Consider the following 15,510-nt stretch of genomic DNA (forward strand, 5'->3'; position numbering starts at 1 on the left):
TGTTTTTTCTGAGAGTAGAATTTATCTTTTTAAGAGAACTTATTTCTTTCGGGTGATTGTATAAAGCACATTTCCTTTCTTGTCTATCATGCGTAGATTAAGTTCTTTCTTGTTGATAGAGCAGATGGAGAAACCCGGTTCAGGACTACAGAATTTTGTTCCTTCGATGGGCTTTACTTTGCGTGCCAGTGATGCAGAGGAATTGACAATATAGTCGATGTCACTTTCCGGAACGCGGATATGCTGGAAGTTGTGGATATGTCCGCAGATATACATATCTACTTTATATTTGCGCAAGAGAGGGTCTATACGTTTCTGCATGTCCATCCGTTCGCTTTCTTCTTTCGGGGTGTATGCGTAGATAGGATGGTGTCCGGCTACGATAATCCAGTCTTCTTTGGCATTAGCCAGCACAGAATCCAGCCATGCCAGTTGTTTGTTGATATCCTGTTTGCAGGCATCGGGGTATTTATCATTCTCTTTGCGGTATTTGTCGATCAGAGGAGTCGTGTCAATCCAAATGATACGGATGGTTGTACCTTCTTCTTCGAATCTCTTTGTGTAGTAACGGTCGGGCATTGTCCAACGGCGGCTAATATTGGTGTAGTCCAATACAGCTTGTGTGTTACCGCGATATTCGTGATTTCCCAAAATCGGAAACCAATCAATCATCAATTCCGGATGAGAATAGATAAGTTCGTAGTTGGTCATCCATAAGGGGTCGTTCACGCTGCGCACTCCTTCGAAATGATGGATATCCCCGGTAGCCAGGACGAATTCGGGACTGACCTCTTCTCCCATCGTACCCATCAGTTCGGCAATCGGTTTTTGGTCATAGTATCCGTTACGTCCCAAGTCGTTCGCTATATAGAAGTTGAACTTCTGATCAAATATAGAATAATCCGTCAATTGTGCCTGAGCGAATGTACAGACGGAAATCAATGCTAGAATCAATAAACCTTTAATCTTTATATTCATATTCTGTTGTATATTAGATGTTTGTAAATGTATGCAATTGTTTTGATTTTTGAGGGGCTGTTGGTTTAAAAGGAACAAATCAGCCCGTATCAGAAGTTGACTTTTACTCCGGCGTTAATCTTCACTCCATAGTGTTCTGACTGCATTGTACGGTCTTTGACGCCTTGATAATAACGCAACGGCTGGTTCAGCAAATTGGTGGCATCCGCATAGAACGTAGTCTTTATTTTCTTCCCAAACGTATAGCTGGCGTTCAAGTCCATGTAATTGACAGCATCGTAATAGCGGTCTAGTGCGGCAACTTCTCCCATTTCATCGATAAAACTGGAGGCGTAGTTATAAGAGAGACGTACGTTGAATCCTTTCTTCTCGAAATAGAGAGAGGCGTTGGCTGTGTGTTCCGGAGAACCGGGAAGAGACAAGTCTTTTTCATTTTCACGTCCTTCGAAGTTAAAGTTGTTCACTTTAGTGTGGGTATAGGTGTATGTGCCGTAGAATCCGATACATTTCAGTGCGGGAGCAATGAAACTGAAATCACGTTGGTAAGCAAGTTCTACGCCTAATAGATCTGCATCACCTGCATTTTTGGGCTGAGTGAATTTTTTGTATTCGTTATTCTGGTAGGTATAATCTCCTATTACCTGGTCTACAATGAAATCGTTGATTTTCTTGTAGAAAATGCCTGCACTGACCAAACCTACACTTTTAAAGTAATAATCTGCACTTAAATCGAAGTTGTAGGATATAGTCGGAGTTAAATCAGGATTACCCATCACCAGCTCGTTGTCGCTACGGTTGATATTCACGCACGGGATCAATGCCGAATATTTGGGACGGCTTAATGTTTCTGTAAAAGATGCGCGTACTTTGAAATCGTCGTTTACATCGTATTTGAATAAGACGCTGGGGAGCCAGTTGACATAGTCGTTTTTATGCTCACCGGTCGGTTCGAGGCTTTCATCTTCGTTTTCATCTACGTTCCAATTCCAGCCGTTGTATTTGATATGAGTGGCTTCCATACGGAGTCCTAACATCATCTTTATTTTCTTTCCGAGATTTTGGTCGAAACGGAAGAAAGCGGAAGTGACGTTCTCTTTGGCGTGGTAATTGCCGGAAGACTCTTCAAGAACCTGCTCGCCTTCCATATTGGCCAGATTGAGTGATCCTAAGTATTCTTTGGAGACGAAATCCGTAGCTTTGTATTGGCTGCCGGGCATGAAGCCGTCTCGGATCTGACTGGTAAGATTGTTCATGTATTCTGTATCGTAGGTGTCTTTATATGCATCTGCGTAGTCGTAGCAGATTACGTCACGGTCTTTTGTCTTGGAAACATATTTGGCTCCGAACTTCAGACTGTTGCCGTAGATACCGTTGGTTAAAGGCAGTTCGAAGTTGACTTTGAATTTCAGGTCATTTTCATAGATTTCCTGATTGCTTTCGGTCAGTTCCTTTACTTTCCATTTTCCTCTTTCACCGTCTGCTTTTCCATTGTGGAGGCTTACATCTGTTGTCACGTATGGAAAACGGTCGCCTGCATCTACGACGTCGAATCCGAGAAAGTCCTGTTTCAGGTTAAAATATCTTTCGTTCGGACGATCTTCGGTGGCACGTGCGTAAGAAGCTCCCCAATCCATAGATAGTTTGCTGAATTGGTGCTCTCCACCCAGACTGAAATCCATAGTCTGCTGTAGTTCCAAACGGGCATTTTTATTGTTGGGTGTGCCTCCTTTAGTTTCTATTTGTGCGGATTGTTGCATTTCACCTTCGTCATCCAGTCCTGTCTTGTCCAGGTCCTTATAAGTGACACGGTAACGGTTTTCCCAGTCATGACGGCGGTTATAGATACCCTGCAATGTCAGTCTGTGGTTCGGGTTTATATCGTAGTCGAAGGCCAATGAGTAGCTTTGGCGTTCACGGGTTACGTAGTATTGGCGTTTTTGTGCTTCTACCATGACTACTTCTCCTTTCTTGTTGACATCATATTCGAACTCCACATCGTCCGATCCTACCGGAGCGTTTTGGTAGGAGATAGCGGCCATTACTCCTAATTTATTATTGAAGAATCGATCACCGTAGGTAAGCCCCAGATTCAATTGGGCTTTTTCACTGACCCAGTTGTATCCGGTTCCGGCAGTAGCACTGAAAGTACGTTTGTACGGAGTGCTTTTCGTGACGAGATTGATGGAGCCTCCGATAGCGTCTCCGTCCATATCGGAAGTAACTACTTTATTCACTTCAATGGTCTGTATCATATCGGCGGGAATCAGGTCGAGCTGAACGTTTCGCGTATCACCTTCAGCGGAAGGAAGGCGGTTGCCGTTGATGGTTACGGAACTAAGGTCGGCGGAAGTTCCGCGTACTTGTCCGAAGCGGGCTTCTCCTTGGTCATATTGTACGTTGATACCATTGATACGTTTCAACGCATCTCCGATATTAGAGTCGGGGAATTTACCGACTTGGTCGGCTGAAACGACATTAGTGATTCCCAGATTGTTTTTCTGTGCATTGATGGCACGGCGTTGTCCTTGGAAAGCACCGCCTACCACTATTTCCTGCAGTTCCAATCCTTCGTTGAGCACTACATCTTTTTCGAGTGTCTTTCCGGCAGGAATGGTTATCTTCATTTCGACAGGAGAGTAACCTACATAACTTACTTTTACGGTGTATGTGCCGGGAGTAAGATTGGCAAATGTGTAGTAACCGTTGATATCACTTGTTACTCCGGTGTGTAATTTTTCAATATAGATGGAGGCTCCCGGCAGAATCTGTTTGGAAGTATCCACAATGCGTCCGCGGATAGTACCTTGTTTGACTACGTTCACTTTTTCTTCTGCAAGAGTGTTACCGCTTGTACTCATAATTAAAAGAACTAATGAGAGTAATCTGATAAATCGTTTCATAAATGTTAGCGTGCGTTAATTATTTGCTGCAAAAGTAGAGGGGTGACGTTTCTTGCTTTTTACAGTTGGTTGAAGAACGCATAACAAATATGTTACGTTTATATTACGGCATGTGAGATGTCTACTTGATTTTCTCGCAGCGGATCAGGACTTTCTGTTCGTTGTTTAATGTGCTGGCAAATAGATAAGTATCTCCTCCTTCCGATAGCTTGATCCGTTTACGGAGTTCGGCTACCGTAGCCGGGAAGTTGCGGATGGTGATGTTTGCTTTCTTGAGGTCGGCCAGACATTCTTTGCTTTCTTTTTTATTGAAGCTGCATTGATTGACAATCCGGAATATTCTTCCGGGAAAGTTATCAATCAAGGTGTCGGAGGTGTAAAGATGACTGTTGGGGTGTAATTTCCTTATAGGAAAAGCGGATGACAGGCTTTTGAAAGCTCCGGCTTTCAGAAGGGAGGCATTAGGCTCATACAAATATTCATCTAAAGAATCTGTGTAGTTGCATTGGCTGCATTGTTCCTGTTCTCGGGTGAATGTAAAGTGTTGTCCTTCTTGCTCTCCTTTGGTGGAGAGGTTGACACAATGGATTTTGATTTCTTGCGGTATTGTCTGACCGAGAATCAGCAGTAACTCCTTACATTCGTTATTGACGGATATAATATGGACTTCCTGTGTCTGTTGCAGTTCTCGTAGTGCCAATGAAAGGTCGAGCATAGGGGAGAGCTTTACCATTACTTGCTTGGCCTTATTTAGTAAGAGTCCTTCGAGTGCGGCTACGTCGGGCTCGCAGTCGGAGATAGCGACAGCTTTACCTCCGTGCTCATTGCGGCGGGCGGGATCGAGAAAGATACAGTCTACCGGAGACATTGCTTTCAAGTGAGCTATTCCGTCTTCGTTCTTTACATTAATGTGGTTTAGGCCCAATATGTGGAAGTTGTGTGCGGCTATTCCGCACAATTCTTCTTGTCGTTCTACATAAGTGACGGATTTGAATTTTTCGGCAAGGAATGAACAATCTACCCCGAATCCTCCGGTCAGATCAGTTAAGGAATCTCCTTGCAGGAGACCGGCTTTGTAATAGGCGGTGATCTCCGAAGAACATTGTTCTAAGGACAGGTGCTTGGGATATCTTATATCTTCTATCTTTTTCCACGATGGAATCTTTTCTGCGGCGATTTGCCGTCCTGCAATCTGAGTGATAGCAACCGGCATATCTACATCCGGATATTTTTTGCTTTGTAAAGCAAGAGTACGTACATCGTCTGTTGAATGTTCGCGGATAAAAAGTCGGGTTTCAGAGGAGATATACATAAAGATATGGTTATATGATACGATAATGTGATTAATGATGGGGTGCCGGTCATGGAATTAATTTATATTTCTGTTTAGCTACATCCCGGCTGCAATAATTGAAATGCCACCATTCACTGGGGAGTGCACGAAATCCGGCTTTTTTCATTACTGTCCGTAGTAGTAACCGGTTCTGATGTTCCGTCTCGCTTATTTTTCCATTGCGTACCAGCTCGTTTTCCTGTGTGATATGGGCTTCTACACCCAGATGGTCTACTTTCGTCCCCATAGGCAATGGTTGTCCAAATGAATCCAGAATACTGATATCCACGGCTAAGCCATAATTATGTAGTCCACCACCCCGATTCGGATTGGAGACGTATTTGTATTTGGAGGTTCCTTTCACTACATTCCACATTTTTTTCTGTACAGACATTGGACGGGCGGCATCGTAAATGATGAGGCTATAAGACGGGTGTAATTCCTTTAAAGCTCTTTGTGCCTTCACGAGAGCATATGCGGCGTCCGGGTGCAAATAAGCTTCTGTCAGATTATCGTAAAGGACTTCCCCGGTGAAGTTATCATCCTGTGTGTACATTAGCTGTACAGCAAGACTATTGTCTAGCTCAGTAACGTTTATCAATCCTAGAGAATCCATGTATAGAGCCATCGAACTTTTTTTAGGTTGAGGGGTTCTTGGGGGTACTCCGGAAATGTACGGGAACCATGTTAGTAGTAGGTAGAGAATAGGCAGATAGCATTTCAGCATCATCATTATACTTTTTATTTTGTATGCCAAAGATACTCTTTTTGCTTTTAGCTTGCAAATGAGGCTATATCTAAAATATAATTTATTCCCGTTTTCTTCCGATGAAATGGGCGATTTTTAGATATTCATTCTCAGGTGATAGTCCTACCTTGTATATAATTATTTGTGTATATGTACTATTCTTTATATGTGGATGGATTTTTTTTTATAACTATTTCTCCTTCCTACCTGTAATGTGCTGATAAAGTAATACATTTGTATCCATAATAAAAATGTTCTAGTAACATAATCTAAATCAGTCTTATGAATTTTAGAATATAAAAAAGACAGCTGTTTGTGAAAATCGCTAATATTGTTTGTTTGTGTTATCCCATTTTGAGTCAAGTGTGACTTCAAAATGGGATTTTTTGTTGTGTGGCATACCGGAACACCACCCAAAAACTATCAGAAATGACCTAAAAATAGTCGGCGGATAGATTTTCCCCTAAAAAATGTTTATTCTCGGTTCATTGCTTCCATCGAATTCTCGTAAACTTGCATCATCGAATTGAAACAAGTATTCACAAATTAAAAGTAACGCATATGAAAAGTTTAAGCTTCGAGAAAGACCTGGTAGGAGTACAGGAAGAATTGCTCCGTTTCGCTTATAAATTAACAACCGATCGCGAAGAAGCAAACGATTTGTTGCAGGAAACTTCATTAAAAGCCTTGGATAACGAAGATAAATATACCCCCGATACAAACTTCAAAGGATGGATGTACACTATAATGCGCAACATCTTTATTAATAACTATCGTAAAGTGGTACGAGACCAAACGTTCGTCGATCAGACTGATAACCTCTACCATATAAACCTGCCACAAGATTCAGGATTTGAAAGTACGGAGAGCGCTTATGATTTAAAAGAGATGCGCCGTGTGGTTAATGCCCTTCCAAAAGAATATAGAGTTCCGTTTGCTATGCACGTATCCGGATTTAAGTATCGTGAGATTGCTGAAAAACTAGATCTTCCTTTGGGAACAGTAAAAAGCCGTATTTTCTTTACTCGTCAGAGGTTACAGGAAGAATTGAAAGATTTCCGCTAAATAGGTGAAGATTGTTTTCTGTTTACATTAATAATTTATAGATGGGTAGTCTGAGCAGGCTACCCATCTTTTAGTTTGCAGATTACTTTACCAGTTACTAATAGAAAGCATATTGCAAAAAAGTTTTCTAGCCACTTCGGCTGCCGGTTCTTGTGACAGTAAGTTGTCTACAACATCAAGTGTAGAGTAGATTATTCTCCCTTTACCATAAGGAATGATTCCCAAAGTAGAACCTAGGCAAAGGGGGGGGGAGTACGATAGGAGCCTACAATCATTTCATCACCTTCCAAATAGAACCCTAATTTCTTATCTCCCTCGTGCACCAATGCTTGGTAAGGCCCATAGCTGTGTTGGTGGGCAGTCCATTAAACAGGGGATGTTCTTTTACGAAGTGAATGCCACCTATCCAATTGCGTCCTACCGAGTAAAATCCTTTATAGACACATCCGGTAGCCTGTGCTATGGCATCCATCCACGACTCGGCTGATTTGAGGAGTATTAGTGTAGTTCCGTCTTTTTTCACCCTGTCAAGCAAATGCTGTGGTGAGATGCTCGCCGAGTTGGGAAGTGACCATACTAATTGTACACTGCCCGGAGGAGCATTTTGACTATATTCCACACTTATCTCTATCTCTTGTCCTGCTTCCAATTGGAAAGGACGGGTGATATCTGTGAGGTTCTACAAACTAAAAGAGACTCTATTCCCTTAGGAATGAGCCTCTTAGTTTGTGGACCAGCCTGGGCTTGAATCAGGGACCTCCAGATTATGAGAACGATAAGATGATTTTCTGTGATAGTTCGATTTACTAATCTTAATTAAGTATCAGATAGTTGCGAATTTTACTATCTCCTATAAAACTCACTAAACACCTCTAACTGAAACCGTTTGTTTACGCATTGTTTACGCAGAATTAGAGGGAATAAAGATTGCTATTTAACTCATTAGGAGTAATGCTAAGTACCCTCTTTTGTTTTGCATAAAGCATAATGTTGTCGCAAATAATTTATAATTTTGCGACAAACCCAATGTAATGGCAAGCATAGAAGACCATATTTTGACTGAAGTCGGGAACCTGTTTTTATCGTATATCTTAGAGATAAGAATTCACCTGGATATGGCAATCTCTCGTTAGTCTTTTAGCTCATTCTGTAATCTGCCTAAAATATATAATACTATTTTGCACGATAGAACGATTGTCATAAAACCAATATAAACCTTCTCCCAAGATGTGAATTTTCTTTTCGGTTGACCTAATACTTTTCTCAAATGTTCCATTGTATTCAAAATTTAAGTTAGGGACAAAGATGGTCAACACAGCATTCCTTTTGCAGGAATACTGAGGCAAAGACACAGACAAGGTCAAAGTCTAAGACCGGATGTTTTTATAGCTGCAAACATCCGCCGTTTGTTAGTTAGACATTCCAATTCTAATTCCAATTAAATGCAAGCGACAATCTCTGCCCCATCAAAGCCGTGATTAGCATCCATTGAGATGTAAGTTCGCGACACCTTTTTTATGCTTCAAGCCGACTTAGTTGCTCATAAGTGTTTTGTAAGGCTTCCGGTACATTGATTTTCAATTTAGAAATGCGTTCCAGCTCTTTCAGTTGCCATTCTTTGTATTGAGTGTAAAGTGTCATGTGGCATTGTTTTTCACTTTCCAGTTCCTGCTTGAACCGATGCGTATTTTCTAGAATCTGTTTCTCGGCTTGTTTTTTGATAGCAAACTTCATTTTATTCAGCTCCCGTTCATTCTGACGATGCCATTTTTGGAGTTACGAAAACACATCTTCTACTTTTTGCGGGTCAACGGAAGGAATGTGAGTGTAAATCAACGTGTCTTTTCCATTTCCTTCGGTGCTGTAAGGTTTCATGATTCTGTTTTGGAGTTCTTCACGGGCTAAAGAGAATTGGCCTCCGGGATGGATATATTTCTCAATAGTAGCAGCTACGGCTTCCAATTGCAGATAGCGGTTACGCTCTTTGATATTCATCTGAGCGATGATATCCACTTCCGTCGTTTCTTTCGGATAGGATGGGCTAGAAGGTATTTCGACTCCCTGAAGCGTACACCATTCTTCAAACATAAAGTTTGCTACCTGTTTCAATTCCTTGTCTTTAGCTTTGACTGCTTCCCTTATCCAAGCGCAAAAGTGTTCATTGAGACTATGTCTTTCAAAAGAGGACGAACCAGACTCAGCATATCTTCGTCATAACCCACACAGACGGTCTTCCCCGATTCGGAAGTTGAGCCTACAATATCGACTTTCGTAGTCACAAAGGTCATGTTTTTCAACTTTGCTTCATTCTCGGCCATGACCTCTTGCGCCAAATCAGCCAAATGCGATGCCGATGTGGAAGTCAGCCCATGCTCACTGAAAAATACTTCACTTACTTTTTCCATATTATATTCGATTTATATCCTTATCCATCGTTCTTCCGACATTCCTCCACCAAGCGAGACAAGCAGGAGAAGCATTATGGCAGAAATAATATATATCCAAATGAACATGACAATCTGCTCTCGTTTCATTTCGTTCCTCCATGAAATGTTCTTTCCATACTCTTTCGTGCAATCTCTTCCGTCCCGCCAAAGTAAGTAATTTCCCACAGCAAGCCTGCAACAAGCTCTTGAGGCGTAATCACAATATCTTTCTCCACCACCACTTCCATGCCCGCTATTTCCGACCATAACGGATAACAGGCCATAGGGCAATCTAGATGGTTGTCTACCTTGTCATAAACCGAACAGTTCATGTCAATCATCGGGCTACAGGTTTCCCAACGATATCCTAAGCGAATGTAATATTGGGATGATTTTGCTTCCAACGCTTGGACGTTCTGATAAATTCTTTCCCATTTGTCCAAATCGAGATGTTCGACCAGTTTCGGTTCGTTGGTCTGCCATAAATTTAGGAATGCCGGTCTGATTTCGGCAAAACTGAATTGCGAAAAAAGTTCCTTGAATGTCATAGTGCCTATTTTAGAGCAATAAATTCCCTCAACCCACCCTCGTCTTTCCTTCCAAACAATCGGTACAAGGTAATGCAGAATAATCTTCCCCCAGAGGCCGTGTACGCTATGCGTTTGTACACCGTGCCGGAGATGCGCGGTAATAACCATGCTTCTACCAGCTGCCACCTTGGTTTGTTGCCCCTGCCATGCGATAAGGAAGTGCCGCCATTGTCTGTTACAAAGAAGGACTATACCTTATTATGTCAAATTAAATCTACCGACCAGTTCAGGCTTTGTAGCTTCATATCCAAGTTTCGGAGCTGTTTGGGATAGTTGTCCGTAACCTTTCTTAATTTACCCACGTCCACCATGTGAATATATTTTATCTCCTGTCGCCCGTAACGGTCATTTTCAACAACGTGTTTCAAGAGGTCGCGCATTACCGTCAGACGCAACTTCAATGTGTCTTTGCGGGCAATCATTTGGATGAGAGTTTCTCCCTCGTACACGGTTTGCATGTTGGTGCGGTTAATCCGATAAACAATCACCTCGAATTGCAAAAGGCATTCATCCAATTCTTTATACAATTCATTCACGTTCTCAGAAGGTTGCTCACCTTCCTGCACCTTAGCACTGTATTTCAGCCGACTCTTCAATTGGTCGATTCTGTTTTGCAGGTCGGTGTGGATGCTTAATGCTTCTGCCAGTTTCATTCTATGTCTCCTATTTGGTTTGATGATGCAAAGTTCCGTCATCAAAGTGCCAAATCGCAGCACAAGGCGAAGATATTTTGTATTTCCATTATAAATTTTCGAACCACATGTAGAGTAATGCAAACGAAAGCAGACGGAAAAATAATCTGCCTATGCTCCAATTCGGCACATCGAAATGTTTCCTTTGCCACAAAATAAAATACCATCTTATGAAAAATAGAGAAGATTGGAAAGAGGTTGTCAAAAAGAGGCAAAATAAAATGGAGGCGTGGAGGCTTTCTTTTCTTTCAGTAGAAGAATTATTATGCCTGCAGTTGCTAGGTTATTCTTCCAAGCAACTATATGAAAACGTGGAAAGCGAAAGATATTCACTGAAAGAAACGGCTTCCATGTCCATCCGCGAACTCGACAAGGCAAAACGAATATTGGACAGGCAGACAAAAGCAGGAGTGATTACCATCCCTTATAATGACGAAGCGTATCCTCATCACTTCCGCAATTTATGCAGAGATGCACCGTTGCTCATCCACGTGCTGGGGAATAAGGATTTACTCAACCGTGAGGATAATGTAGCCATTATTGGTGCACGCGCAGCAGACAAGGAAGGCCTGAACATGGCCTACGAGTTTGCTGAACAGATGGGCAAGCAAGGACATATCGTCATCAGCGGCTTGGCTTTGGGTTGCGATACGGCCGCCCACCAGGGCTGCCTCGATGCGGGCGGACAGACAATAGCAGTGGTGGCCTCGGGCTTGGACATCACGCATCCCAAGGTGAACAAGTCGTTACAGGATGAAATAATCGCCAAGGGCGGAACCATCCTGTCCGAACATCCTTTCGGCGTGAAAGCCAACCCCACGAGATTAGTGGCGCGTTGCCGTATGCAGGTCGTTTTGACCCAATCGGTCATTGTGGCCCAATGTCCCATCATCAGCGGCACGATGTATGCCGTGCGTTTCGCCCAGGAATATAACGGAGTCCCCTTTGGATGGGAAAACAATGTTTATTCTGTCCAGTATGATACGCAGAATGAACTGAACTCAGGCAACAAGTTCCTGCTCGATTATAACTTGGCTCTGCCCATTAGACTTGGGCAGGAGATAACATTAGACTTAGATAATAAAATTGTTATAGCATAACACTCTATTATAAATAATTATGACACTAAAAGAATTACTAACGCAAGTCGGCTTCGACGAACTTCTTCCGCATCTGAAAAGACACGAACCGGAGCATCTTGACAATCTCTACGCCTTCCGCGAGGCATACGACATCCTTCGTAACATGGAACCTGCAAATAATTTTGAAGGTAAAATCTTTGTAGAATGGCATGGCGGAGAATGGGAAGATGAAGAAAAATGGATTGGCGTAGGCCCGATGCACGACTGTACTTGGGAAGAAGATTTGGCCAAAGAAATTGTCGTGGCGGACGATGTGCATATTTCCAAAATAGAAATCGCTATGCACTGTCTATGGGAAATCACTTATTGGGGATTCTCACCTGACGAAAGAGAAGAAACATGGCAAAGAAAATTTGGGCCAAAGGTTTTGAATAATAAGTATGAAGTTGCTTTGGATAAACTGGAGGAAAGCATCTGGCGGCATCAAACTCCACGCCGACTACGCAGCAAGGGGAAGGACGGCGTTATGTTACGTGGACAAACGCGCGCGATTTCTTTAATAATTGCATGAACCGCTCAAAACGAAAGCGAGAATACCGTCAAGACAAACGGGAAGAATATCTGCGCAAAATGGCCGCACGAGAGAATTTGGTAAGGACACTTTCTGCCGAAGGGAGCAGTTTCCGGCGAAACGATGTGGAGTTTCTACTCAATGTCCAATACGGCAGACAGTATGATTACCTCTCAGAGACGCAAAATACCAATTCGCGCCTCACCTACATTTTGGAGTCAATGACCCAATATCAGCTGCTCGACCTTACGAAGTATGACAGTGCCGTTATCTTCATCCGTTGTCCTTCTCACTGCCCGCTGGATGAAACGGAGCTTGAGGCCTTCCGTAAATCCGTGATGCAACATCTTGGATACACAAACATGTTGTTCGGTACGCAGACAGAAAATTATGAAAAAGAGGAAGTAAAGGTTACGCTGTTATTGAACAAGAAATAAGTTTAAGACAGGGACGCCAATATACCGGTGTCCCTGTCTTATCTTAGGGTTATTGCCGATAATGTTTGTTTTACTCCCACCACTCCCTCATCTTGTAAAGACGTATTCGGTAATATAGCCGCTCCATCTTGCGGACATATATCTTCTCGCCATAATAGTACTTGTCGGGAAGACCGTCTTCTTCATCACTTGGTGCAGGCGCTTCTTCATAAGCGTCCACTAGAGTGGAAGGAACTATATCCTTTACATTTCTGGTATTCATTCGTTCAATCTGTTGCCGGGAGATGTGCAGGCCATCGCCTTTGATATGTTGCAGCAGGCTGATGCAAATATCTATCCAGCGGTTGAAGCCGAAGTTACCATTCTCGTCCGCTATCAAAGAATGTGAGAAGTAAGCCCTCATACAACGCAATTTGGCACACTCCAAAGCATACAGATATTGCCAGTCGTATTGTGGGGCATGGGCGGCGTGTTCCGCTAACTCGTCGATGAGTGGTTGCAGGTATTCTTTCTTCCATTCGCTGAAACGCTTGCGGTGATACCACAAGCCACGTTCATAACTTGCGGTAAGCATTTTTTCGAAGCTTCTTTCTTCTTCCGTAGACTTATGCCCGTTGCTACAGTGGTATGTGTTCCATTCAGAAAATACCGTCACCCATTGTTCGAATTCCTCGTCAGATTGCAGTTCCTTCGGTATGCGCATTCTGCGTTTCAACAAGTCCTTTTTCTCTTTTTCTGAAAGATGGGAAACATCGGCCAACGGATAATCATAATTGTTATGCTTCAGTCCTATCAATTCTTGGGGTTTACTCATATCATTCTGCTGCTTTGAAGTTATACACAGGCTTTATCACATTCACAATGCTCACCGTGTCGCGGATATTTCCGATGATTTCATCCTTCGGCTTGTACACCATGGGTGACTCATCCTTGGTGTCTTCCGACAAACTTTCGCTGTATATGCCCAGCATAGAAGCACGGTAATCATCCATGGAGATGCTTTTGAAGGCCTGACTCCGGCTCATGACGCGTCCGGCGCCGTGCGGGGCCGAGCAGTTCCACTCCGCATTGCCCTTGCCGATGCAGATAAGCGACCCGTCGCGCATGTTTAGCGGGATGATGCACTTCTGTCCTTCATAGGCGGCTATCGCCCCCTTGCGGATGATGTTGTCGTCGCCTATGTAGTTATGCACACTTTCAAATGCTAAATCATTTTGCATCAATTTGACATAGCCTTGAGAAATGAAGTAATCCATGATAAGATGGGCAATCAGACTACGGTTCATCTTGGCCCAATGCTGGCAGAGACGCATATCATGCAGGTAATCTTCACGATAAGCACCTTCCAGATAGGATAGATCGGGCGGTATAGTTGGCTTGCGCATTTTGAATGAATTGTGCAGTTGGCGTATGGCATCCTGCAACGCATTCTTACGTCCCGTCGCTTTGTATTCGGCAATCATGCGGTTTTGTTCTTCCATCAGTTCGGCCCATCCAAACTGGCACTTTACGGCTAACTTCTGATAAATTTGCGCCACCTGTTTCCCCAAGTTGCGGCTTCCGGTGTGAACAACCAAGTAGCTTATGCCGCATTCGTCTTTATCCAACTCAATGAAATGATTTCCTCCGCCCAGCGAACCGATGGAGGCGTTCAAGCGTTTAGTTCCCTTCAGTTCGCGATAGCAGCGCAACTGCTTGATGATATCTTTGGCTGCGCGATATACATCCATATACTTTTGCGGGAGCGGCGCATAATTGCAGTCTCGGTAATTGCGACCGGACGGTATGTAGTGAAGAATAAACTCGTTGAAAGTATGATAGTCTATGTCACCCACGCAGACAAACGGTTGCACCAAGATGCCACAACCTATGTCCACACCGACAATATTGGGAATCACCTTATCGCCTAAATCTCCCGTAAAGCCAATGACGCAGCCTGCTCCGGCATGGACATCGGGCATAATGCGGATTTTACACTTGCTGAACACATCGATGGACAGCAATTCCTTGATTTGCTCGCGGGCGCTGTCTTCGATGTGGTTAGTATAAATTTTTACGTTATAGTTCTCTATCGTTTTCATTTTGCTTTATGAAAGGATGCGTATCTTCAACTGTTTCTTTTCGCCCTCGACCAACTTGTTCCACAGGCGTGAACGTTGCAAAGCGGATGCCGGAATATAATCCTGGTATCTCTCCAGAAACTCCATGCTATACAATTCGTTCCGGTGATAGCAGTCTATGATTTCGCTCCAATCCCAATACTCGGCAAACTGTTCCAAAAGCGCGGGAGTAAGTTCGATGTCGGAGTTTCTTGATAATTCACGCCAATTCCAATATTCCTTGTATTTCTCCAGATTCTCCGCCGTAAACAGATGCTCATTGTCCGAACCGGAAAGTTCCTCCCAGTCCACTTTGTTCTTAAACTTCTCAATCATGGATGCAGTCCAAAGGATGTTTCTGTTGCCGGAAATTTCTTTCCACGACACCTTGTCCTTGTACTTTTCCAACAGTGGCTCATTCCACGCAAACTCGCTTGACAGTTCTTTCCATGCGGCTTCTTCCAATACCTTAGCCATAAAATCGTTGTTCCAGTTCTTTGTTGCCATACTACTTGTCATTAAAAGGTTTAACATCTATTCTGCCGCAAAGTAAAGGGCGTTAAATGCCAAAACAAAGCATAACATAAAA

General features: G+C 43.1%; 17 protein-coding genes. 4 read left to right on the plus strand and 13 right to left on the minus strand.

Going from position 1 to position 15,510, the window contains the following annotated elements:
* Window positions 1-39: 39 nt before the first annotated feature.
* From BACFIN_RS19115 to BACFIN_RS19100, 4 genes are all read right to left on the minus strand, one after another.
* Window positions 40-972, minus strand: a complete 933-nt coding sequence (locus tag BACFIN_RS19115) for a metallophosphoesterase (RefSeq protein ID WP_032839057.1) — start codon at window positions 970-972, stop codon at window positions 40-42.
* Between the two features lie 95 nt (window positions 973-1,067).
* Entirely contained in the window at window positions 1,068-3,878 is a 2,811-nt protein-coding gene (locus tag BACFIN_RS19110) for a TonB-dependent receptor (protein WP_032838997.1), read from the minus strand.
* 121 nt (window positions 3,879-3,999) lie between these two features.
* Window positions 4,000-5,190: a THUMP-like domain-containing protein gene (locus BACFIN_RS19105; RefSeq protein ID WP_007747551.1), complete on the minus strand. Its 1,191-nt coding sequence runs from the start codon at window positions 5,188-5,190 to the stop codon at window positions 4,000-4,002.
* Window positions 5,191-5,239: 49 nt separating this feature from the next.
* Window positions 5,240-5,944 (minus strand): M15 family metallopeptidase, encoded by a 705-nt coding sequence (locus BACFIN_RS19100; protein ID WP_007747553.1) that lies wholly within the window; start codon window positions 5,942-5,944, stop codon window positions 5,240-5,242.
* 576 nt (window positions 5,945-6,520) lie between these two features.
* On the opposite strand from BACFIN_RS19100, the gene BACFIN_RS19095 reads away from it, so the two are divergent.
* On the plus strand, window positions 6,521-7,024 hold the full coding sequence (locus tag BACFIN_RS19095) for an RNA polymerase sigma factor (RefSeq protein WP_007747554.1): 504 nt from the start codon (window positions 6,521-6,523) through the stop codon (window positions 7,022-7,024).
* 298 nt (window positions 7,025-7,322) lie between these two features.
* Here the strand turns inward: BACFIN_RS19095 and BACFIN_RS19090 are convergent, their stop codons facing one another.
* From BACFIN_RS19090 to BACFIN_RS19085, 6 genes are all read right to left on the minus strand, one after another.
* Window positions 7,323-7,643 carry a hypothetical protein gene (locus BACFIN_RS19090; protein ID WP_149923660.1) on the minus strand — a complete coding sequence of 107 codons (321 nt, stop codon included), beginning with the start codon at window positions 7,641-7,643 and terminating at the stop codon, window positions 7,323-7,325.
* Between the two features lie 896 nt (window positions 7,644-8,539).
* Window positions 8,540-8,758 carry a hypothetical protein gene (locus tag BACFIN_RS23100; protein WP_007747556.1) on the minus strand — a complete coding sequence of 73 codons (219 nt, stop codon included), beginning with the start codon at window positions 8,756-8,758 and terminating at the stop codon, window positions 8,540-8,542.
* Between the two features lie 42 nt (window positions 8,759-8,800).
* Window positions 8,801-9,133 (minus strand): hypothetical protein, encoded by a 333-nt coding sequence (locus BACFIN_RS23105; RefSeq protein ID WP_230325678.1) that lies wholly within the window; start codon window positions 9,131-9,133, stop codon window positions 8,801-8,803.
* 29 nt (window positions 9,134-9,162) lie between these two features.
* On the minus strand, window positions 9,163-9,429 hold the full coding sequence (locus tag BACFIN_RS23110) for a hypothetical protein (protein ID WP_007747561.1): 267 nt from the start codon (window positions 9,427-9,429) through the stop codon (window positions 9,163-9,165).
* Between the two features lie 125 nt (window positions 9,430-9,554).
* A complete protein-coding gene (locus BACFIN_RS0219225) occupies window positions 9,555-10,166 on the minus strand; it encodes a DUF6557 family protein (RefSeq protein WP_232281625.1) in 612 nt (203 codons plus the stop codon).
* 77 nt (window positions 10,167-10,243) lie between these two features.
* Window positions 10,244-10,693 (minus strand): DIP1984 family protein, encoded by a 450-nt coding sequence (locus BACFIN_RS19085; RefSeq protein ID WP_007747567.1) that lies wholly within the window; start codon window positions 10,691-10,693, stop codon window positions 10,244-10,246.
* Window positions 10,694-10,902: 209 nt separating this feature from the next.
* Between BACFIN_RS19085 and BACFIN_RS21140 the strand changes: the two genes are divergently transcribed.
* From BACFIN_RS21140 to BACFIN_RS0219235, 3 genes are read left to right on the plus strand one after another with little or no spacing between them, the layout of a single operon-like run.
* Complete coding sequence (locus BACFIN_RS21140) at window positions 10,903-11,832, plus strand: DNA-processing protein DprA (protein ID WP_007747568.1); 930 nt, start codon at window positions 10,903-10,905, stop codon at window positions 11,830-11,832.
* Between the two features lie 19 nt (window positions 11,833-11,851).
* Window positions 11,852-12,385, plus strand: a complete 534-nt coding sequence (locus tag BACFIN_RS19080) for a DUF6557 family protein (protein WP_007747570.1) — start codon at window positions 11,852-11,854, stop codon at window positions 12,383-12,385.
* Complete coding sequence (locus BACFIN_RS0219235) at window positions 12,382-12,822, plus strand: hypothetical protein (RefSeq protein ID WP_007747574.1); 441 nt, start codon at window positions 12,382-12,384, stop codon at window positions 12,820-12,822. Before BACFIN_RS19080 ends, BACFIN_RS0219235 begins: the two co-directional genes overlap by 4 nt.
* Window positions 12,823-12,892: 70 nt before the next feature.
* Here BACFIN_RS0219235 and BACFIN_RS19075 read toward each other — a convergent pair whose 3' ends face one another.
* The 3 genes from BACFIN_RS19075 to BACFIN_RS19065 are packed head-to-tail and all read right to left on the minus strand — an operon-like array spanning window position 12,893 to window position 15,428.
* Window positions 12,893-13,636, minus strand: a complete 744-nt coding sequence (locus BACFIN_RS19075) for a hypothetical protein (RefSeq protein ID WP_007747576.1) — start codon at window positions 13,634-13,636, stop codon at window positions 12,893-12,895.
* Between the two features lies 1 nt (window position 13,637).
* The gene (locus BACFIN_RS19070; RefSeq protein ID WP_007747577.1) at window positions 13,638-14,903 is read right to left on the minus strand and encodes an RNA-splicing ligase RtcB; all 1,266 of its coding nucleotides are present in this window, start codon (window positions 14,901-14,903) and stop codon (window positions 13,638-13,640) included.
* Window positions 14,904-14,909: 6 nt separating this feature from the next.
* A complete protein-coding gene (locus tag BACFIN_RS19065; protein WP_149923659.1) occupies window positions 14,910-15,428 on the minus strand; it encodes a hypothetical protein in 519 nt (172 codons plus the stop codon).
* Window positions 15,429-15,510: the final 82 nt, after the last annotated feature.

This window comes from Bacteroides finegoldii DSM 17565, assembly GCF_000156195.1.
Lineage (GTDB): Bacteria > Bacteroidota > Bacteroidia > Bacteroidales > Bacteroidaceae > Bacteroides > Bacteroides finegoldii.